This window comes from Pseudarthrobacter cellobiosi (assembly GCF_023913755.1).
In the GTDB taxonomy this organism is placed as follows: domain Bacteria; phylum Actinomycetota; class Actinomycetes; order Actinomycetales; family Micrococcaceae; genus Arthrobacter; species Arthrobacter cellobiosi.
In genome coordinates, this window is record NZ_JAMXBJ010000034.1 from 16526 (window position 1) to 35145 (window position 18620).

17 protein-coding genes and 1 riboswitch are annotated in these 18620 nt (G+C 65.8%); of the genes, 7 read left to right on the forward strand and 10 right to left on the reverse strand.

Annotated elements, in window-relative coordinates; all coding sequences use genetic code 11:
• The first annotated feature begins 120 nt into the window (after nucleotides 1-120).
• The 3 genes from sdhA (at nucleotide 121) to NG696_RS04800 (ending at nucleotide 3569) form a co-directional block, all read left to right on the forward strand.
• The gene (sdhA, locus tag NG696_RS04790) at nucleotides 121-1920 is read left to right on the forward strand and encodes a succinate dehydrogenase flavoprotein subunit (protein ID WP_252566498.1); all 1800 of its coding nucleotides are present in this window, start codon (nucleotides 121-123) and stop codon (nucleotides 1918-1920) included.
• Between the two features lies 1 nt (nucleotide 1921).
• A complete protein-coding gene (locus NG696_RS04795) occupies nucleotides 1922-2704 on the forward strand; it encodes a succinate dehydrogenase iron-sulfur subunit (RefSeq protein WP_058929685.1) in 783 nt (260 codons plus the stop codon).
• Between the two features lie 94 nt (nucleotides 2705-2798).
• Nucleotides 2799-3569 (forward strand): alpha/beta hydrolase family protein, encoded by a 771-nt coding sequence (locus NG696_RS04800; RefSeq protein WP_252566500.1) that lies wholly within the window; start codon nucleotides 2799-2801, stop codon nucleotides 3567-3569.
• On the opposite strand, the gene NG696_RS04805 is transcribed toward NG696_RS04800, so the two are convergent.
• The 7 genes from NG696_RS04805 to glyA form a co-directional block, all read right to left on the reverse strand.
• Nucleotides 3526-4608 carry a YihY/virulence factor BrkB family protein gene (locus NG696_RS04805; RefSeq protein WP_252566712.1) on the reverse strand — a complete coding sequence of 361 codons (1083 nt, stop codon included), beginning with the start codon at nucleotides 4606-4608 and terminating at the stop codon, nucleotides 3526-3528. The genes NG696_RS04800 and NG696_RS04805 overlap by 44 nt on opposite strands.
• Nucleotides 4609-4645: 37 nt before the next feature.
• Nucleotides 4646-5242: a 2'-5' RNA ligase family protein gene (locus NG696_RS04810; protein ID WP_252566503.1), complete on the reverse strand. Its 597-nt coding sequence runs from the start codon at nucleotides 5240-5242 to the stop codon at nucleotides 4646-4648.
• Between the two features lie 4 nt (nucleotides 5243-5246).
• Nucleotides 5247-6290, reverse strand: a complete 1044-nt coding sequence (gene trpS / locus NG696_RS04815) for a tryptophan--tRNA ligase (protein ID WP_252566506.1) — start codon at nucleotides 6288-6290, stop codon at nucleotides 5247-5249.
• A gap of 21 nt (nucleotides 6291-6311) precedes the next feature.
• On the reverse strand, nucleotides 6312-7145 hold the full coding sequence (locus tag NG696_RS04820; RefSeq protein WP_252574428.1) for an exodeoxyribonuclease III: 834 nt from the start codon (nucleotides 7143-7145) through the stop codon (nucleotides 6312-6314).
• Nucleotides 7146-7155: 10 nt separating this feature from the next.
• Nucleotides 7156-7719, reverse strand: a complete 564-nt coding sequence (locus tag NG696_RS04825) for a hypothetical protein (protein ID WP_252574430.1) — start codon at nucleotides 7717-7719, stop codon at nucleotides 7156-7158.
• A gap of 221 nt (nucleotides 7720-7940) precedes the next feature.
• A complete protein-coding gene (locus NG696_RS04830) occupies nucleotides 7941-8834 on the reverse strand; it encodes a bifunctional methylenetetrahydrofolate dehydrogenase/methenyltetrahydrofolate cyclohydrolase (protein WP_252566715.1) in 894 nt (297 codons plus the stop codon).
• Between the two features lie 9 nt (nucleotides 8835-8843).
• Nucleotides 8844-10142, reverse strand: a complete 1299-nt coding sequence (gene glyA, locus NG696_RS04835; protein WP_252574432.1) for a serine hydroxymethyltransferase — start codon at nucleotides 10140-10142, stop codon at nucleotides 8844-8846.
• A 129-nt stretch (nucleotides 10143-10271) separates the two neighbouring features.
• A riboswitch (ZMP/ZTP riboswitch) is annotated at nucleotides 10272-10357 on the reverse strand.
• A 42-nt stretch (nucleotides 10358-10399) separates the two neighbouring features.
• Here glyA and purU point away from each other — a divergent pair.
• The 3 genes from purU to NG696_RS04850 all read left to right on the forward strand — a co-directional run bounded on the left by purU (nucleotide 10400) and on the right by NG696_RS04850 (nucleotide 12570).
• Entirely contained in the window at nucleotides 10400-11260 is an 861-nt protein-coding gene (purU, locus tag NG696_RS04840; RefSeq protein ID WP_252566518.1) for a formyltetrahydrofolate deformylase, read from the forward strand.
• 27 nt (nucleotides 11261-11287) lie between these two features.
• Entirely contained in the window at nucleotides 11288-11968 is a 681-nt protein-coding gene (locus tag NG696_RS04845; protein WP_252566520.1) for a class I SAM-dependent methyltransferase, read from the forward strand.
• Nucleotides 11969-12051: 83 nt separating this feature from the next.
• Nucleotides 12052-12570 carry a gamma carbonic anhydrase family protein gene (locus NG696_RS04850; protein ID WP_252566522.1) on the forward strand — a complete coding sequence of 173 codons (519 nt, stop codon included), beginning with the start codon at nucleotides 12052-12054 and terminating at the stop codon, nucleotides 12568-12570.
• A gap of 70 nt (nucleotides 12571-12640) precedes the next feature.
• Here the strand turns inward: NG696_RS04850 and NG696_RS04855 are convergent, their stop codons facing one another.
• A complete protein-coding gene (locus tag NG696_RS04855) occupies nucleotides 12641-14335 on the reverse strand; it encodes a flavin monoamine oxidase family protein (RefSeq protein WP_252566524.1) in 1695 nt (564 codons plus the stop codon).
• Nucleotides 14332-15870, reverse strand: coding sequence for an amino acid permease (locus NG696_RS04860; RefSeq protein ID WP_252574434.1), 1539 nt, complete (start codon nucleotides 15868-15870; stop codon nucleotides 14332-14334). The genes NG696_RS04855 and NG696_RS04860 overlap by 4 nt, the downstream gene beginning before the upstream one ends.
• 159 nt (nucleotides 15871-16029) lie before the next feature.
• Between NG696_RS04860 and NG696_RS04865 the strand changes: the two genes are divergently transcribed.
• The gene (locus tag NG696_RS04865) at nucleotides 16030-17664 is read left to right on the forward strand and encodes a PucR family transcriptional regulator (RefSeq protein WP_252574436.1); all 1635 of its coding nucleotides are present in this window, start codon (nucleotides 16030-16032) and stop codon (nucleotides 17662-17664) included.
• On the opposite strand, the gene NG696_RS04870 is transcribed toward NG696_RS04865, so the two are convergent.
• Nucleotides 17643-18422: a carbon-nitrogen hydrolase family protein gene (locus tag NG696_RS04870; RefSeq protein WP_252566718.1), complete on the reverse strand. Its 780-nt coding sequence runs from the start codon at nucleotides 18420-18422 to the stop codon at nucleotides 17643-17645. The two genes, NG696_RS04865 and NG696_RS04870, sit on opposite strands and share 22 nt — an antisense overlap.
• Nucleotides 18423-18620: the final 198 nt, after the last annotated feature.

An 18620-nucleotide genomic window follows, 5' to 3' on the forward strand; every position in this document is an offset into this window, starting at 1 on the left:
AGATCACCGCTGCCCGCGGTGAGCCGCAGGCTGTATTTTGCGGTGCAGGCAACATTTTGCGGTGCAGGCAACGCCCGCCCGTTGTTTTATAGCGAATTTTGAGAGAAAGAGCGCCCAAGTATGCAGGTCCATAAGTACGACGTCGTCATCGTCGGTGCCGGTGGCGCTGGCATGCGCGCCGCGATCGAGTCCGGTCAGCGCGCGCGAACAGCAGTACTGACCAAGCTCTACCCCACCCGCTCGCACACCGGTGCGGCGCAGGGTGGCATGTGTGCGGCCCTTGCCAACGTCGAAGAAGACAACTGGGAATGGCACACGTTCGACACGATTAAGGGCGGCGACTACCTGGTTGACCAGGACGCCGCCGAGGTCATGGCGAAGGAAGCCATCGACGCAGTGCTGGACCTGGAAAAGATGGGCCTGCCGTTCAACCGCACGCCCGAAGGCCGGATCGACCAGCGCCGCTTCGGTGGCCACACCCGCGACCACGGCAAGGCGCCCGTCCGCCGCGCCTGCTACGCAGCAGACCGCACCGGCCACATGATCCTGCAGACCTTGTACCAAAACTGCGTCAAGCACAACGTGGAGTTCTACAACGAGTACTACGTCCTTGACCTCCTGACGGTCGAGGAAGACGCCGTCCGCGAGGACGGCACGCCGTACAAGCAGAAGCGTGTTGCCGGCGTCGTGTCCTATGACCTTGCCTCCGGTGAGCTGCACGTGTTCCAGGCCAAGTCCGTGATCTTCGCCTCGGGCGGCGCCGGCAAGGTCTTCAAGACCACCTCCAACGCCCATACCCTGACCGGTGACGGCATGGGCATCGCGTTCCGTCGTGGCATCCCGCTGGAGGACATGGAGTTCTTCCAGTTCCACCCGACAGGCCTCGCCGGCCTGGGCATCCTGCTGTCCGAAGCCGCACGCGGTGAGGGCGCCATCCTGCGTAACTCCGAGGGTGAGCGCTTTATGGAGCGCTATGCCCCCACCATCAAGGACCTCGCACCGCGTGACATCGTGGCCCGCTCCATGGCCAACGAAGTCCGCGAAGGCCGCGGCTGCGGCCCGAACAAGGACTACGTCCTCCTGGACCTGACCCACCTGGAGCCGGCGCACATCGATGCCAAGCTCCCGGACATCACCGAGTTCGCCCGCACCTACCTGGGTGTGGAACCGTACACGGAGCCGGTTCCGGTGTTCCCCACGGCGCACTACGCCATGGGCGGCATCCCCACCAACATCACCACCGAAGTCCTGCAGGACAACGACACCGTCATCCCGGGCCTCTACGCCGCCGGCGAGGTTGCCTGCGTTTCGGTCCACGGCTCCAACCGCCTGGGCACCAACTCACTGCTGGACATCAACGTGTTCGGCAAGCGCGCCGGCATCGCCGCCGCGGAGTACGCCAAGACTGCTGACTTCGTGGATCTCCCGGAGGATCCGGAGGCCTACACCATCGAGCTGCTGGACATTGCCCGCAACGGCACCGGCGACGAGAAGGTGGCGGTGATCCGCAAGGAACTCCAGGACACCATGGACGCCAACATGCAGGTGTTCCGTACGGCTGACACGCTGAACCAGGTCCTGACGGACATCGAGTCCTTCGAGGCCCGCTACAAGAAGATCAGCGTCCAGGACAAGGGCAAGCGCTTCAACCTGGACCTGCTCGAGGCCGTTGAGCTGGGCTTCCTGCTGGAACTGGCCAAGGTCATGACCGTGGCTGCCCTGCACCGTGAGGAATCCCGCGGCGGACACTTCCGCGAGGACTTCCCGGAACGCGACGACGAAAAATTCATGAAGCACTCCATGGCGTACAAGGATGACCATGCCCCGGCCGACGGCTCGGCAGAGGCAATCGCCGGCATCCGTCTGGGCACCAAACCGGTTGTCTTTACCCGCTACGAGCCGATGGTGAGGAAGTACTAAGATGACCGCTGAACTTGCTGAGCCAGCCTCCAAGATCGAACTGCCCGCACACATCGGAGGCGGCGGAGAGATCCCGACATTCGACGTCACCCTGCGCGTCCGCCGTTACAACCCTGAGGTGTCCGAGGACGCCACGTGGGACGACTTCAAGGTGACCATGTACGGCACCGACCGCGTGCTGGATGCCCTGCACAAGGTCAAGTGGGAAATTGACGGCAGCGTTTCGTTCCGCCGTTCCTGCGCCCACGGTGTCTGCGGTTCCGATGCCATGCGCATCAACGGCCGCAACCGCCTTGCCTGCAAGACGCTCCTGAAGGACTTGGACACCACCAAGCCCATCACCGTTGAGCCCATCAAGGGCCTGCCGGTGGAGAAGGACCTGATCGTGGACATGGAGCCGTTCTTCCAGTCCTTCCGCGAAGTCATGCCGTTCCTGATCAACAAGGGCCACGAGCCCACCAAAGAACGCCTGCAGTCCGCCGAGGACCGTGAGCGCTTCGACGACACCACCAAGTGCATCCTCTGCGCGGCGTGCACGTCCTCCTGCCCGGTGTTCTGGACCGATGGCCAGTACTTCGGCCCGGCCGCGATCGTCAACGCCCACCGCTTCATCTTCGATTCCCGTGATGATGCCGGCGACATGCGCCTGGAAATCCTGAACGACAAGGAAGGCGTGTGGCGTTGCCGCACCACCTTCAACTGCTCCGAAGCATGCCCCCGCGGCATCCAGGTGACCCAGGCAATCGCCGAAGTCAAGCAGGCAATTCTCTCCCGTAAGATCTAATTCAGGTTCTTGCTTACGACGGCGTCACCCACCTTAGGTGGGATGGGCGCCGTCGTTGTTTAACACCTGACGGTACCAACGAAAGCAGCACGCGATGTCCCGCTCCGAAAAAGTCAGCTTCGAAGGATCCACCGGCGAGCTCCTTTCCGGCATCATCGACGTCCCGGAGGGGCCGGTCCGCGGCTGGGGTGTGTTCTCCCACGGCTTCACCCTGGGCAAGGACAGCCCCGCGGCGTCCCGGATGTGCAAGGCCCTGGCTGACACCGGTATCGGGATGCTCCGCTTCGACAACCTGGGGCTGGGCGAGTCCGCCGGCCATTGGTCGGAGGGCTCCTTCAGCCACAAAGTGGCGGACACCGTGGTGGCCGCCGAGTTCATGCGCAGCCAGGGGAGGGCTATCTCGCTGCTGGTGGGCCACTCCTTCGGCGGCGCGGCGGTGCTTTCGGCCGCCCGCCAGATCCCGGAGCTCGACGCCGTCGCAACAGTTGCGGCCCCTTTCTCACCCAAGCACGTGGCCCACGTCTTTGACGCGGCACTGGACAAGATCCTCAGCGAGGGCAGCGCGGAAGTGGACCTCGGCGGGAAACGCGTGGAGATCCGGAAGCACTTTGTGGAGGACCTGGAGAAAGCGGACCTCACGGACTGCATCCGGCAGCTGCATAAGCCGCTGATGGTGCTCCACTCCCCTACGGACAACACTGTGGGCATCGAGAACGCCAGCACCATCTTCCAGACGGCGCGCCATCCGCGGAACTTCGTCTCGCTCGAAGGCAGTGACCACCTGCTGACCGGCAAGGGCCAGGCAGCCCGGGCCGCCAGGATTATTTCTGCCTGGGCCGACCAGTACCTCGACGCCGGAAAGTAACTGCCGGGCTGCCCTGGTGCCCGGCGCCGGGGCCCTTTCCGTCGCTGTGGCCCTCCACGGGTACTTTGCCGGGCTGGACCTGTCGGGAGCCCCACAGGGCTTTGTCCTGGCCTGCGGGTTCGCTCCTGATGTCCTCTTCGCGGATGGTGGACCAGCCCGCGGACACGAGGTAGACCTGGCTGACCAGGTTGAACCAGATCAGCAGGCCGATGATGATGGCAAACGGCGCCAGGATGGGGTTCCGTCCCGCACCGGCCAGCAGTTCAGTGCTGAAGACCTGCAGGACGGTGGTGCCCACCGCGGCAAGGATGGTCCCCTCCAAGAGCGCCCGCCGGGAGAGCTTGAGCCCACCGGCCAGCCGGAACATGATGACGGCCGTGACCCAGTTGAGCAGCAGCGGCACACCGATCTTGATCACGGTGGTCAGCGGACCTGCCACCGTCGGATCCAGCCGCAGGAAGTCCGTGACCCAGCCGGCCGCCGTGCCAAACACCAGGGACGCTCCGGCGCTGATCACCAGGGCCACTCCCAGGAGCAGCAGGGTGCCGGCGTCGCGCAGTTTGAGGACAATCGGGTTGATTTTAAGGGGCGGTAACTGCACCACACCGCGCAGACCGTCACGGAGTCCGGCGATCCAGCCCAGGGACGTGATGACTGTAACCACGGCAGCAATCACGGCGGTCCAGCCGAGACCGTCCGGGTTCAGGAGGTCGTTCGGATCAACCAGCCCTTCTCCCCCGCCCACCTTCAGCAGTCCGGGCGCACTCTGGGCCACGCTGCCGATGATGGTGTCCAGCAGGGCAGGCTGGCCCCGCAGCACCAGACCGGCAACGGAGAAACCCGTGGCCAACAGGCCGGTGATGGAAAAGAACATGTTGAAGCCGATGCCGGCGCTCATCAACGGGCCATGCTGGAGGTTGTAGTGCTGCCACGCGCGCATCGGGCGGAAGGCATTAAGCCTGGCCAGCAGCCACTGGAGCATTGCCAGCGAGCTGGCCACCGGGCCGCCGTCGGACCTTCTGGCCTTGCCCCACTCCATCCGTTTCTGGATGACGGCGAGCTTGAGGCGGGCCTGTTCAGTAGGGAGCGGTGGCTCCGTTTGCGTCGGCGTCCGCGGCGAAGGACCCGCCGTCGTCAGTTTCGGTCCCAAAGTCCAACTCTTCCCGTAGCTGCCAAATGCCGTCGGCATCGTGCTCGTAAAGTCCCATGCTAACCACCGGGAAGGTCGCCCGGTAACTTTCAAGCACCGTTTCGGCTTCGTCCAGGCTTTCGGGCGCAACATCGTGGGCGATCGTGACATGCGGGTGGTACGAGAACGGCAACTCGCGTTGCAGCGGGCCGGTCTGGAGTTTTTCGTGGAGCTCCACGCAGGAGTCGAACCCGTCCTCGACGTTGATGTAAACCACCGGGGAGACCGGCCGGAACGTTCCGGTCCCGGCGATGGTGACCATAAACGGGACCTGCCGCCGCGCCACGTCGCGGACGTGCGCCTGGGTGGCTGCCCAGTCCTGGGTGGGCGTGGTAGTGATCAGCGTGATGTGTGCGGGCACCACCCCCGCCATGGGGTCCCCGAAGGAGGCGCGCCACCGTTGAAGTTCCTCGGCGATGGCAGGGGGGAAGCCCAGAATGACGCCTACGCTCATTCCTTCACTGACATTGCTGGCGGCCGACATCGAGCTAGCGGACGCCTGCGAGGCTGAGGGACGGCAGGAAGCCCATGCGCTCATAGACCTGGCCAAGGGTCACTGCGGCGATTTCCCTGGCCCGATCGGCGCCCTGGGCCAGCAGCCGGTCCAGTTCGGCCGGGTCAGCCATCAGTTCGTTGGTGCGGTTCCGCAGCGGCGTGATGAAGTCCACCATGATCTCCGCAAGGTCCACTTTCAGGTGGCCGTACATCTTTCCCTCGTACTCCGTCTCCAGCTCAGCCACGGACTTTCCGGTGAGCGTGGAGTAGATGGTGAGGAGGTTGGAGATCCCGGGCTTGGCTTCAGCATCGAACCGGACCTCGGATCCGGTGTCAGTGACCGCGGACTTGATGCGCTTCGCAGCGAGCTTGGGGTCCTCCAGCAGCTGGATGGAACCGTTGGGCGACTCCCCCGTCTTGGACATCTTGGCGCTGGGGTTCTGCAGGTCATAGATCTTGGCGCTGGCCTTGAGGATGGTGGCCTCCGGCACGGTGAACGTGTGGCCGTAGCGGGTGTTGAAGCGCTGGGCCAGGTTCCGGGTGAGTTCCAGGTGCTGCCGCTGGTCCTCGCCCACCGGCACGAGGTCCGTCTGGTACAGCAGGATGTCGGCTGCCATAAGCGTGGGGTAAGCAAACAGGCCAAGAGTTGCGGCGTCCGCGCCCGACTTCTGGGTCTTGTCCTTGAACTGTGTCATCCGGGACGCCTCGCCGAAGCCGGTGATGCAGTTCAGCGCCCAGGCCAGCTGCGCGTGCTCGGGGACGTGGGACTGCACAAAGAAGATGCTTTTGTCCGGGTCGATGCCGGCGGCAATGTACTGCGCGGCCACCACGCGGGTGCGCTTGGCGAGCTCGGCGGGATCAAAGTCCACGGTGATGGCGTGCAGGTCCGGGATGAAGAAGACGGCATCATATTCGGCCTGCATGTCCACCCAGTTGCGGACAGCGCCAATGTAGTTGCCCAGGTGCAGGGAGTCCGCCGTGGGCTTGGCGCCGGAGAGGATGCGTTTCTTGGTCACCGGGGAAGTCGGGCTAGTCATGGGGAGAAAAACCTTCGGGGCTTAGAGCCGGTAGTCCACTACCAGCGGGGCATGGTCAGAGAAGCGGGTGTCCCACGAGGGCGCCCGGTCAACCACTGCCGAGAACGCGGCGGCGGCGAGGGCCGGGGTGGCCATGTGGTAGTCGATGCGCCAGCCGGTGTCGTTGTCGAACGCCTGGCCACGCTGCGACCACCAGGTGTAGGGGCCGTCAACGTCGCCCGCCAGGCCCCGGTGGACGTCCTTCCAGCCGATGTCCTCGCCGAAGAAGCGGTCAAAATAGGCACGTTCGTCGGGCAGGAAGCCGGCCTTCTTGACGTTGCCCTTCCAGTTCCTGATGTCCCGTTGAGTGTGCCCCACGTTCAGGTCGCCCACCACGAGTGCGTGGTCGCTGTGCTTGGTGAGTTCAGGCAGGCGGGTGCTCATGACATCCAGGAATCGGTACTTGTCCACCTGCTTCGGGGTTCCCACCTCACCGGAGTGCACGTAGGCGCTGGCAACGGTCAGCTGCGCGGGGTTCCCCTCGCCGTCAGTCACCCTGAAGTCAGCCTCAACCCAGCGGCCGGCGGTGGCGAAGTAGTCATCGCCGATGCCGTTGCGGGTTTCCAGCGGCTCTTCACGGGACGCAATGGCGACGCCGGCACGGCCTTTGGCCTCGGCTTCGGCGTGCAGGATGTGCCAGCCATCACCGAGCAGCTGGCGCACGATCGCGTCAGGCGCCCGGACTTCCTGGAGGCAGAGAATGTCCACCTCGCGGGGCTCCAGCCATGACGCCATACCGTTCTTGTAGGCAGCCCGGAGGCCGTTGACGTTGACTGATGCGATGCGAAGGTGGTCCTTCTTCAATGCCGAGATCACCCGCACTACTCTAGTCGATGATGGTTCCGCTGACCGGTTCCCCGGTGCCGCCGGAGGCGCGGATCATGTCGCGGGCATTGGTGGCGGTGATCTCGATGGTCTCCAGCGCGCGGCGGATCGTATCCTGGTCCGCTGCCTCACCCTTGGCGTGTTCCTTCTCCACAACCTGGATCTGCACCTGGACAATCTTGAAGGAGTGGTCCAGCTTGAGGTCGCGGACTTCGTCCGCTTCGGTCCGCTCGTACACCATCCGGGTGCCGCCGTGGTCGGCCGAGGACGACGACGGCGCGCGGCCGGCTGCGCTGTTGAAGGCGTTCTGGGCTTCCGTCAGCTTGGCTCCGGCTTTTTTGGCGGCCTTCTGGATGCTGAACACCACGAACGCTGCAAGGGCCAGCCAGAAGGCGGCGATGATAGCGACAACCCAGCCCACAACGTCGTTCTGGTTCGCGGCAAAGATCACGGCAACGAGGAACGCGATGACAAAAACCAGCATTCCCGGCCCACTGATCCGGAGCATGGAGAAGCCGCCCTTGGACCGGCCGGACGGAGATTGAGTGTTACCCAGAGATCGCATGCGTCCATTGTCTCAAACGCAGCAGAGCCCCAACGCACCTTCCACCCCCGGCGAACACTTGCACGCTCCCAAGTAAGTAGCGCTATCTGTCGTTTTGAGCCTCCAAAACGACAGATAGCGCTACTTACTTGGGGTTGGGCACGCTTAACGGCCGACGGCGGTCCCGCGCCTTTCCTGAGAAGGTGCGGACCGCCGTCGGGCTTTGCTGTTAAGGAACGAAACTAGGCGATTCCCGCCTGGCGCTCCGCGGTCTCCACCACATTGGCGAGCAGCATGGCGCGGGTCATCGGCCCTACGCCGCCCGGGTTCGGGGAGATCCACGAGGCGACATCGGCAGCAGCGGGGTCCACGTCTCCGGTGACCACTGCCTTGCCGTTGCCGTCGTCCACACGGCTGACGCCGACGTCGAGCACTATTGCGCCCGGCTTGAGGTCCGCCGCCTTGATCATGTGCGGGACTCCCGCGGCGGCGATCACGACGTCGGCCTGGCGGAGTTCGGCGGCCAGGTCCACTGTGCCGGTGTGCGCCAGGATGACCGTGGCGTTGACGTCCTTACGGGTCAGCAGCAGCCCGACGGGACGGCCGATGGTCACACCGCGGCCCACCACGAGGACGCGCTTGCCCTTGAGGCTGATGCCGTGCCGGGTGAGGAGCTCCACGCAGCCCTTGGGCGTGCAGGGCAGTGGCGAGGTCATGGGTCCGCTGACGTTGGCTACCAGGCGGCCCAGGTTCATTGGGTGCAGGCCGTCGGCGTCCTTGTCCGGATCCATGGCCTCCAGGATGACGTCCTGGTTGATGTGCTTGGGCAAGGGAAGCTGCACGATGTAGCCCGTGCATTCCGGGTTCCCGTTCAGCTCACGGACCACGGCCAGGAGTTCGTCCTGCGTGGTTTCCTCGGGGAGGTCGCGGCGGATGGACGTGATGCCCACCTCGGCGCAGTCCTTGTGCTTGCCGCCCACGTACCAGGTGCTCCCGGGGTCGGAGCCCACCAAAACGGTGCCCAGTCCGGGGGTGACGCCCATGGCCTTGAGTGCGGCCACGCGTTCGGTCAGCTCGGCCTTGATGGCAGCGGCGGTAGCCTTGCCGTCAAGAATCTGTGCAGTTCCAGTTTCAATGGTCATGGATTACCACTGCTCGTGCTGCGGGTACAGCGGGAAATCGGCGGCGAGCTTGTCCACGCGGGACTGCAGTGCCTCGACGTCCGTGGCGGCGCCGGCCTTCAGTGCAGTGGCGATGATCTCCGCCACCTCGGTGAACTCGGCAGCACCGAAGCCGCGGGTGGCCAGGGCCGGGGTTCCGATGCGCAGGCCGGACGTGACCATCGGCGGGCGGGGGTCGAACGGAACCGCGTTGCGGTTCACGGTGATGCCCACGGAGTGCAGGAGGTCTTCGGCCTGCTGGCCGTCGAGCTGGGAGTTGCGCAGGTCCACCAGGACCAGGTGCACGTCGGTGCCTCCGGTCAGGACGGAGACGCCGGCGTTGGCGACGTCGGCCTGGTTGAGGCGGTCAGCGATGATCTTGGCGCCTTCGAGGACACGCTCCTGGCGCTCCTTGAATTCCTCGGTGCCGGCGATCTTGAAGGCCACGGCCTTGGCCGCGATGACGTGCATGAGCGGGCCGCCCTGCTGGCCCGGGAAGACGTTGGAGTTGATCTTCTTGGCCCACTCCTTCTTGGCCAGGATCACGCCGGAGCGAGGGCCGGCGAGGGTCTTGTGCACGGTGGAGGTGACGACGTCGGAGTACGGAACCGGGCTCGGGTGCAGCCCCGCAGCCACCAGTCCGGCGAAGTGTGCCATGTCGGTCCAGAGCAGCGCGCCCACTTCATCAGCGATGGAGCGGAAGGCCGCGAAGTCCAGGTGGCGCGGGTAGGCGGACCAGCCGGCGATGATGACCTGGGGCTTCTCGGCGATGGCCTGCTCACGCAGCTTGTCCATGTCAACGCGGAAGTTGTCCGGCTCCACCTGGTAGGCAGCCACGTTGTAGAGCTTGCCGGAGAAGTTGAGCTTCATGCCGTGGGTCAGGTGGCCGCCGTGGGCCAGGGACAGGCCCAGGATCTTGTCACCGGGAGTGATCATGGCGGACAGTGCTGCGGCGTTGGCCTGGGCACCGGAGTGCGGCTGGACGTTGGCGTACTCGGCACCGAACAGTGCCTTAACGCGGTCGATGGCCAGCTGCTCGGCGATATCCACATATTCACAGCCGCCGTAGTAACGGCGGCCCGGGTAACCCTCGGCGTACTTGTTGGTCAGGACCGAGCCCTGGGCTTCCATGACGGCGCGCGGGGCAAAGTTTTCGGAGGCGATCATTTCCAGGGTGCCGCGCTGGCGGCCAAGTTCCTGGTTGAGGACTGCTGCGATTTCGGGGTCAAGCTCGGCCAGCGACTGATTGCTGACGGCGGCTGTTGTGGTGGCGGTAGTAGTCACGAAAAACTCCTGGCTAGGGATACGGGCACTGCTAAGGTCAGGCTACCGGCTGGCGCACATCACCGCCCCTTGATGACAGGGCGTGAAAGTGAGCCGCGTCCTCAAAGGTTGCAGCTCCGGTAAAACATGACCCTCGGCCCAGGCGTACGATCCGTGGTCTTCGTGATTGCCGCTCCCTGGTGGTTAGCCACCCAACGCCAGTTGCGACCCCACCAGACTACCAAACGCGGGCGTGCCGCGCGGGTAGGCTTGTAGTCGTGACTGAAGAGCAGCTGAACCGAGCCTACGTATTGACATTGTCCTGCCCGGACCGCCCCGGAATTGTCCACGCCGTGGCCGGAGCGCTCCTGGTGGCGGGCTGTAATATTTTGGACTCGCAGCAGTATGGCAGCCCCGCAACCGGCAACTTCTTTATGCGGGTGGAAGCGACGACGACGGCCTCCCGGGCCGAGGTCCAGGCCGCCCTTGAGCCGGTGGTCCACTCCTTTGGCATGCAGTGGAGCCTCAACCCCGTGGGCCAGAAGGTGCGCACGCTCCTGATGGCCAGCACGTCCGCGCACTGCCTCAACGACATCCTGTTCCAGCAGCGCTCCGGCACCCTGCCCATCGAGATCCCGGCCATCGTCTCCAACCACCGTGACCTTGCCGGGCTGGCCGAGTTCTACGGCGTCCCGTTCCACCACATCCCGGTCACCCCGGACACCAAGGCCCAGGCAGAGGACAAGCTGCGCGGCCTCATGGCCGAGCACGATATTGAACTGACCGTTCTGGCCCGCTACATGCAGATCATTTCGGACGACCTGTGCGCGGAGCTCACCGGCAAGGCCATCAATATCCACCACTCGTTCCTGCCGTCCTTCAAGGGCGCCAAGCCCTACCACCAGGCTCATGCCCGCGGCGTGAAGCTGATCGGCGCCACTGCCCACTACGTCACGGCCGCGCTGGACGAGGGGCCCATCATCGAGCAGGAAGTCATCCGCGTGGACCACGCCCGCACTCCGGAGCAGTTCGTGCAGATGGGCCGGGACGTGGAAGGCCGCACTTTGACGCAGGCCGTCCAATGGCATGCCGAACACCGTGTGCTTCTGGACGGCAACCGGACTGTGGTCTTTAACTAAGCGGTCTCTTATTTAAGGTCGTGGGCCATGGACGCAGTTGAGAATGCAGTGGAGGAACCCGGCAGCGAGCAGCGCCTCGCCGAGTTCTATAACCGCCGCGCGGCGTCCGGCACGGAACATCCGCTCGCGCCCCAGCGGGTCGAACAGCGTGAGCGGTTCATCGCGTTGCTCAAGGCCGAGAGCCGCCACAACGTCCTGGAGATCGGCTCCGGCATGGGGCTCGATGGCCTGCAGTTCGTCCGGGCCGGCATCCATTACACCGGCGTTGACCTCTCCGAGGAGCACGTCCGCAGGTCCCGGGCGAAGGGCCTGGACGTCTCCGTGGCCAGCGCCCGGCAACTGCCCTTCCCGGACGGAACCTTTCCGGCCCTCTGGACCATGAGCACGCTGCTGCACGTCCCTGCCACTGATATCGATAGCGTCCTGGGCGAACTGGTGCGAGTCACGGCACCCGGGGCTCCCATCGCCGTCGGCCTCTGGTCCGGTGAGGATGAAGAGGTCCTGAACCCCGAGGACGACGTCGAACCCCGCCGGTTCTTCAGCCGGCGCAGCGACGCGACGGTGCGGCAGGTCTTTGGCCGGCATGGTGTCATCGAGGACTTTGTCACCTGGCCGGAAGGCACCGGTGAGGAATCCGGTCCGGGCGCGGGGAACTGGACGCAGCACTACCAGTTCCTGATCCTCCGCACCCCCGCCTCTCCCAACTGAGTAGCGCTATCTGTCGTTATGAGGGCTCATAACGACAGATAGCGCTACTCAGTTGGGGTGGGCGGATGTCCTAGGCTTGGCCCATGGCTCCTCTTTACACTTTCGCCGGCGACACCCCGGCCGTCCACGCATCCGCCTTCGTTGCCCCGACGGCGTCGATCATCGGCAAGGCCACGCTCGCTGAGGATTCGAGCGCCTTCTATGGGGTGTCGGTCCGGGCGGACACGGCGGCCATCGGCGTCGGCGCCGGCAGCAACCTGCAGGACAACGTGGTGCTCCATGCAGATCCGGGCTTCCCCTGCACGGTCGGGGCCGGGGTCAGTGTGGGGCACGCCGCCGTCGTCCACGGCTGCACGGTGGAAGACGACTGCCTGATCGGCATGGGCGCCACTGTGCTCAACGGCGCCGTGATCGGCACCGGCTCGCTCGTGGCGGCAGGTGCCGTGGTCCTGGAAGGCACGGTAGTGCCGCCCCGGTCACTCGTGGCCGGCGTCCCCGCCAAGGTACGGCGGGAACTCACCGACGAGGAGTTCGACGGCGTGAAGCAGAATGCCGCCCGCTACGTGGAACTGGCCCGGGCGCACCGGGAGCTGCACGGCTAGTCCCCACCCGCCCCTAACCTCGCAAGCTCGGCCAGGGAACCCTGCGGGCGTGGCCCCAGGCTCCTTACCCTCAGTCCAAGGCGATGGGCCCGATAGCGTCCAGGAGTTCGCCCGGACCGGGGTTGCCCGGCGCCGACGTCCCGCCCAGGTGGTTCACCACACCCCACACCGCGTTCAAGCCGGTGGTTACGGCGCCTTCGGCCCAGCCCGCCGTGAAGGACACATCATCACCGGCAAGGAAGATCCCGCGCTGGGCTTCGGGCAGTTTGTCCTGCTTGAAGTGCGTAAAGAGGCGCTGCTGGTAGCGGTAATGCCCCGGCAGGTTCGCTTTGAAGGCACCCATGAAGTTGGGGTCCGCTTCCCAGGAAACGGTGATGGGCTGGCCCACGATGTGGCTGGCGATGTCCACGCCCGGGTAAATCTGCTCGAGCGAGTGCAGCATCAGCTCAACGCGTTCGTCGGCGTCCAGCGCCAGCCATTTGAGCGCGTCATCGTTCCACGTGTAGGACAGCAGGATCACGGCGGGCTTGTCCGGGCCGTCATCCAGGAGGTAGGTGGCCCTGTTCAGCCGGTCCGTCAGGGTCATGGACAGCACCTCGCGGCCGGTGTCCGGATCGACGTCCTTCCAGAACGGACGGTCCACCATGACAAACGTCTTGGACGACTGCATGTAGTGCGAGCGCTCGATCGCAGTCCACAGTTCGGCCGGGAACAGCGCCTCCTCGGTGTGGATGCGAGTGGACAGCAGCCAGGACTGGCACGTGGTCACCACCGCAGGGTAGCTGGCCTCACGGCCCCAGCGCTCCCTGATCCGGAGGTCGCCATCGGGATCGCGGCGGATCCTGCCCACAGCCCCGCGGGGCGTGCCGGAGTGGAGCGACGCCAGGGACGTTCCGTCCGGCCAGTGGGCCATGCCCGACGGCGCGTGCTGCCACAGTGCCTCGGGCAGCCGTTGGGCTCCGCCGCTGATGAGCCGGTGCTGGTCATCGGCGTCGGTGTAGACCACGCGGAGGATTTCCAGGATGGAGTTGGGGAAGTCGGTGTCCCAGCCGCCGGTGCCGAAGCCCACCTGGCCAAAGGCCTCACGGTGCGCAAAGCCGGCTTCCTTGAATGACTCGCTCCCGGCGATGAACCCATAGAAGGTCTGCTCGTCCATGAGCGGCAGCAGCTCGTTCCAGAGCTCCTTGATCCGGCCCGTATCCCGGGCCCGGATGGCCTCCTGCATTTCGACGAACTTCGCTCCGTCGTTCACCGCGGCCTTCCAGGCATCGGCCACCTCGCGGAAGAACGGCGGCAGGTCCTGGGCGGTCTCGGCGTAGTACTTCTGGCCGGCCAGTTCGATCACGGTGCTGGACGTGACGGGTGCCAGGGGGTTGGGGAAATCCTGGGTGTCCAGCTCCAGCAGGTCCACGTAGTGGTAGAAAGCCCTGCCCGACACGGGGAACCGCATGCCGCCCAGATCGGCCACCACGCCGGGAGCGGACGGGAAACCGGCCGTCCGCAAGCGGCCGCCGATCTGGTCCGCTTCATAAATGACAGGGCGCAGGCCCAGCTTCATCAGTTCGTAGGCCGTGACGAGGCCCGAAAGGCCCGCCCCTACAACTGCCACCTCGGTGCCGTACAGCTCCGGCGGAACCGCGCCGAGCCCTGCCGGATGGGCGAGGTAGTGGTCGTAGCTGAACGGAAAATCGGGGTTCAGCATGGTGATGGGACCAGCCTGGGTGCTGGACGGGTCAGAAGCCGGGAGTTCGGTGGCGACGGTCATGAAAGCTCTGCCTTCGATTGTTCGGGGGTGGACAGCGTTGAAGATTCCTGCCTGCTCAGCTCACGGTATTCCTCGTGGCTCAGCGCCGCTACCCTGGAGTTCCGGCGTCCGTAGCCGAAGTAGGCGGCCAGGCCCACCAGCATCCAGACTCCGAAGGTCACCCAGGTATCGGCACCGAGGTTGGCCATGAGGAAGGCGCACATCAGCGCACCGAGGATCGGGGTCAGGGGGAAGAGCGGCACGCGGAACGTGCGTTTCAGCTCGGGCCTGGTGCGGCGCAGGTAGATCACGGCCACATTGACGAGGGCGAAGGCGAACAGGGTGCCGATGCTGGTGGCGTCGGCCAGCGCACCGAGCGGGACCAGCCCTGCGGTGAGGGCGACGGCGATGCCCACCAGGAGCGTGCCGGCCGCAGGGGTGCCGGTCCGGCGGGAGACGCGGCCGAAGATCTTGGGGATGAGGCCGTCGCGGGACATGGCGAGCAGGATGCGGGTCTGGCCGTAGAGGACAGTGAGCACGATGCTGGCGATGGCGAGGACTGCGCCGACGGCGAAGACGAGGGCGATCCAGGGCTGGCCGGTGGTTTCCTCCAGGATCTTCACCAGGGCGGCTTCGGTGCCGTCGAACCAGCCCCACGGGCGGGCGCCGATGGCTGCGACGGCCACCAGGACGTAGATGGTGGTGACGATGACCATCGAGAGCATGATGGCCCGGGGAAGGTCGCGCTTGGGGTTGCGGGCTTCCTCGCCTGCGGTGGAGGCGGCGTCGAAGCCGATATAGGAAAAGAACACCCGGGACGCGGCCGCGGAGACTCCGGCGGCGCCCATGGGCAGGAGCGGTTCGAAGTTGCCCGCATTGAAGGCGGTGAAGGCCACAGCGCAGAAGAAGAGGAGAATGCCCACCTTGACCACAACGATGGACGTGTTGATCCAGGCGCTTTCCTTGGCCCCGCGGACCAGGAGGATGGTTGCCAGCACCACGATGACCATGGCGGGGACGTTGACCAGGCCGCCGTCGCCCGGGGGCTGGGAGACGGCGTCGGGCAGGACCTGCCCGAAAACGGCCAGGGTCTCGTTTACGTACTGGCCCGCCCCGACGGCAACGGCCGCGACCGAGACGGCGTACTCCAGGACCAGACACCAGCCGCAGATCCAGGCCATGCCTTCACCCATGGTGGCGTAGGTGTAGGAATAACTGGAACCGGCAACGGGGACCATGCCGGCCATTTCCGCATAGGACACGGCGGAGAGCAGCGCGGCGAATCCGGCGATGGCGAACGAGATCCAGATCGCGGGCCCGGCCAGCGGAACGGATTCTCCGAGGATGACCAGGATGCCTGTTCCCAGGGTGGCACCGACACTGATCATGGTCAGCTGGAGGACCCCGAAGCTGCGGACCAGTTTCGGTCCGCCATGGCCGCTTTCCGCTTCCCTGACCATCTGTCCGATTGGTTTCCGGCGCAGCAGTTGCGCGCCCAGCCCGGGACGGCCGGCTGCACGGCCCGTGGCCGGTCCGGAGAGTGTTGGCACAGTCATCGTTGACGTCCGTTCGTGAGTAGTTGTCGGTTTCCCCCCACCCAGCGTAGGGGTGTGAGCCGCATCTCAGGCATGTGCAAAGTGACCTATAGTGTTCAAGCATGAGACGTAATGCACCACTGATGCGCAGCACTGAACTCTCCTGCCCGGGGACCCTCCGTGCAGCCTGATGCTGCGGAACACCTGGATGCGGTGACCCTCGGCCACTTCCTGGCAGCCCTCCCCCCGGACCTCACCGTCCTGCACGACGCCGGCAACGCCGGCGCGCCTTTGCGCTGGGTGGAGCCCAGCGAACTGGAGGATCCCACGCCGTACCTGCTGGACGGGGAGTTCGTGCTGACGGCGGGACTGCCGTTCCTGGACGACGGCGGAACGAAGAAAAGGGCGGAAGCGTACGTCCGGCGGCTTGTCGGCGCAGGCGTCGCCGCCTTGGGGTTTGGCCTGGAGCCCTACTTCGACGCCGTCCCGGACCATGTGCTGTTAGCGTGCCGAACGCATCAGCTCACCCTGGTGCAGATCCCCAGCAGCGTCCCCTTCGCCGCCATCGGCCTGGAGTTCTCCCAGCTCCTGGAATCCGGCAACGCCCGGGTCTTCCGTCAGCTGGCAGACACCAACCGGCAGCTGATGCGGGCGGTGCTGTCGGCCAGGCCCGAGCACGAGCTCCTCTCCGCCCTGGCGCAGCGGGTCCCGGTGTGGGCCCAGCTTTTCGGGGCGGACGGCCGGGTGCGGGCCCGGGCCGCAGCAGCCGGGACCGGCGGAACCGGCCCTGCGGCCGCCGTCGAGCCTTCCGCCCTGCAGCCCGTGCTGAAGCGGCTGCTCGCAGGCAACGGCCCGCGCGTGGAGACGGACTCACTGCCCACGAGCGGGTCGGCCCTGGTGTTCGGCCACCCCCTCCGAAGCACCAAGGACGCCACCCTCGGGGCACTGATCCTGGGTACGGACAGGGCGCTGACCCCGGCGCAGAACAGTGTGGTGTCCTCGGTGGTGGGGCTGCTGGAACTGCTGGTGCGCCAGCGCACCAGCGGCTCGCTCGCCCCCAGCCAGCTGGCAACGGCGCTGCTGCTGCATCCGGAGAGCCTGGCCGCCGGTTCAACCCGGCAGCTGAACGTCCTCAGGGACCTCTTGGCGCAGAGCGTGTCCGGAACCCGGTCCGGCGCCCTGCGGGTGGTCCAGGGTGTCCGCGCGGACGCCGCGGCGCCGGCGTCGGCGGATGGCCCTGTCCGGGAACTGCTGCAGTGGCGCAGGCTGTTCGACACGAAGATGGTGGAACTGACGGACTACGGGTTTGCGGCCGTCACCCGGTTCAAGGTGGACGACGCACTGCTGCATGAGGTGGAGGAGCTGGGCTGGCGCCTGGTGGTGGGCGATCCCACCGAAATGGCCGGCCTTCCTGCCGCCTACCAGCGCGCGGCGTCTCTGCGGTCCCGCGTCCAGGCAAGCGGGGAAAGCGTGCGTGTGGATGACGTCACGTGGTCGGTCGCGGGGCTGTTGGGACGCGGCGCCGGCACCATGCTTGCCGCCCGGCTGCTGGAACCGGTCCTGGCGCAGGAGCCTGACCGAATCAGCTCCCAGCTCGGTGTCCTGAAGTCGTGGCTGGGCGAAAACGGCAACTGGGATGCCACTGCCAAAGTCCTGGGGATGCACCGGAACAGCGTGCGGCGCCAGATCAATGCACTGGGCGAGCTGCTGGCCATGGACCTAGGTTCCGCCCAGGTGCGGGCGGAGCTGTGGATTGCCCTGCAGTACGTGGATGCTCTGGAGGACCGGATGGTTCAGATGCCCCAGGACCGGTAGAGCTCCGGGCGGCGTTCCCGGAGATAGGGCACCACGTCACGGGCATTTCGGGCGGCGTCCGGATCCACCTCGGCGAACAGGAGTTCGGCTCCCGGTCCCGCCGTGGCCAGCAGCGAACCATCCGGTCCGGCAATGACACTGCCGCCGAGGAATTCGCAGCCGTCCTCGGTTCCCGAGTGGTTGGCATAGGCGATGGTCAGCTGGCTTTCCAGCGCGCGGGCCCGGAGCAGGACCTGGGGAACCGTCTCGAAACCGTGCGCCAGTGCGGTGGGTACCAGCAGCAGCTCGGCTCCGCCCAGCGCGGCGGCCCTGACCGTTTCCGGAAATTCCACGTCGTAGCAGATCACCATTGACGTCCGGAAGCCGTTGAAATCGACGACGGCGGGAGCTGCTTCCGCGGGGCTGAACGCCGCGCGTTCGTCATCGCCAAAGAGGTGCACTTTTGCGTAGGTGAGAAGCTCAACCCCCGCGCTGTCCACGAGCGTGGAGGTGATGTGCCAGCTGCCCCTTTCCGTGACTGACGGCAGGCTGTAGACCAGTCCGATTCCGTGGCGGCGCGCGATGCCTGCCAGCGTCTCCCTGATGGCGGGAAGCCCGGTGGGGTCCAGCTCAGCGCGGAGCTGGAGCGGGGCGTAGCCCACGGCAAACAGTTCGGGCGTAAGCAGGACTGCTGCGCCTGCCGCGGCGGCCGCCCGGGCAGCCGCATCCAGCTCAGCGCAGTTTGCATCGACGTCGAGTACGCGGGCGTTTGCCTGCATCAGGGCCAGCAGCACCGTTTCCACCTCACATGATCGGGACGGCCACAGGAAGGATGCGTCCGCTTTTTCCAGCCTAGCCACCGGCCCTGAACGACATCCGGGGCCAATTGCACCGGCCGAAGCCACAGGAGGGACGGATCGTCCTATCTTTTTTGTCTCATCCGGCAGACTCCTTGCGTTAACTTCTTGACTACAACA

Coding starts and splice junctions, on each gene's coding strand:
- NG696_RS04795 (WP_058929685.1), top strand. CDS start 1,922: ATGACCGCTGAACTTGCTGAGCCAGCCTCCAAGATCGAACTGCCCGCA.
- sdhA (WP_252566498.1), top strand. CDS start 121: ATGCAGGTCCATAAGTACGACGTCGTCATCGTCGGTGCCGGTGGCGCT.
- NG696_RS04855 (WP_252566524.1), bottom strand. CDS start 14,335: ATGACCGTCGCCACCGAACTCCCGGCTTCTGACCCGTCCAGCACCCAG.
- NG696_RS04805 (WP_252566712.1), bottom strand. CDS start 4,608: ATGGAGTGGGGCAAGGCCAGAAGGTCCGACGGCGGCCCGGTGGCCAGC.
- NG696_RS04860 (WP_252574434.1), bottom strand. CDS start 15,870: ATGACTGTGCCAACACTCTCCGGACCGGCCACGGGCCGTGCAGCCGGC.
- NG696_RS04850 (WP_252566522.1), top strand. CDS start 12,052: ATGGCTCCTCTTTACACTTTCGCCGGCGACACCCCGGCCGTCCACGCA.
- NG696_RS04810 (WP_252566503.1), bottom strand. CDS start 5,242: ATGTCGGCCGCCAGCAATGTCAGTGAAGGAATGAGCGTAGGCGTCATT.
- NG696_RS04800 (WP_252566500.1), top strand. CDS start 2,799: ATGTCCCGCTCCGAAAAAGTCAGCTTCGAAGGATCCACCGGCGAGCTC.
- trpS (WP_252566506.1), bottom strand. CDS start 6,290: ATGACTAGCCCGACTTCCCCGGTGACCAAGAAACGCATCCTCTCCGGC.
- NG696_RS04825 (WP_252574430.1), bottom strand. CDS start 7,719: ATGCGATCTCTGGGTAACACTCAATCTCCGTCCGGCCGGTCCAAGGGC.
- NG696_RS04870 (WP_252566718.1), bottom strand. CDS start 18,422: ATGCAGGCAAACGCCCGCGTACTCGACGTCGATGCAAACTGCGCTGAG.
- NG696_RS04845 (WP_252566520.1), top strand. CDS start 11,288: ATGGACGCAGTTGAGAATGCAGTGGAGGAACCCGGCAGCGAGCAGCGC.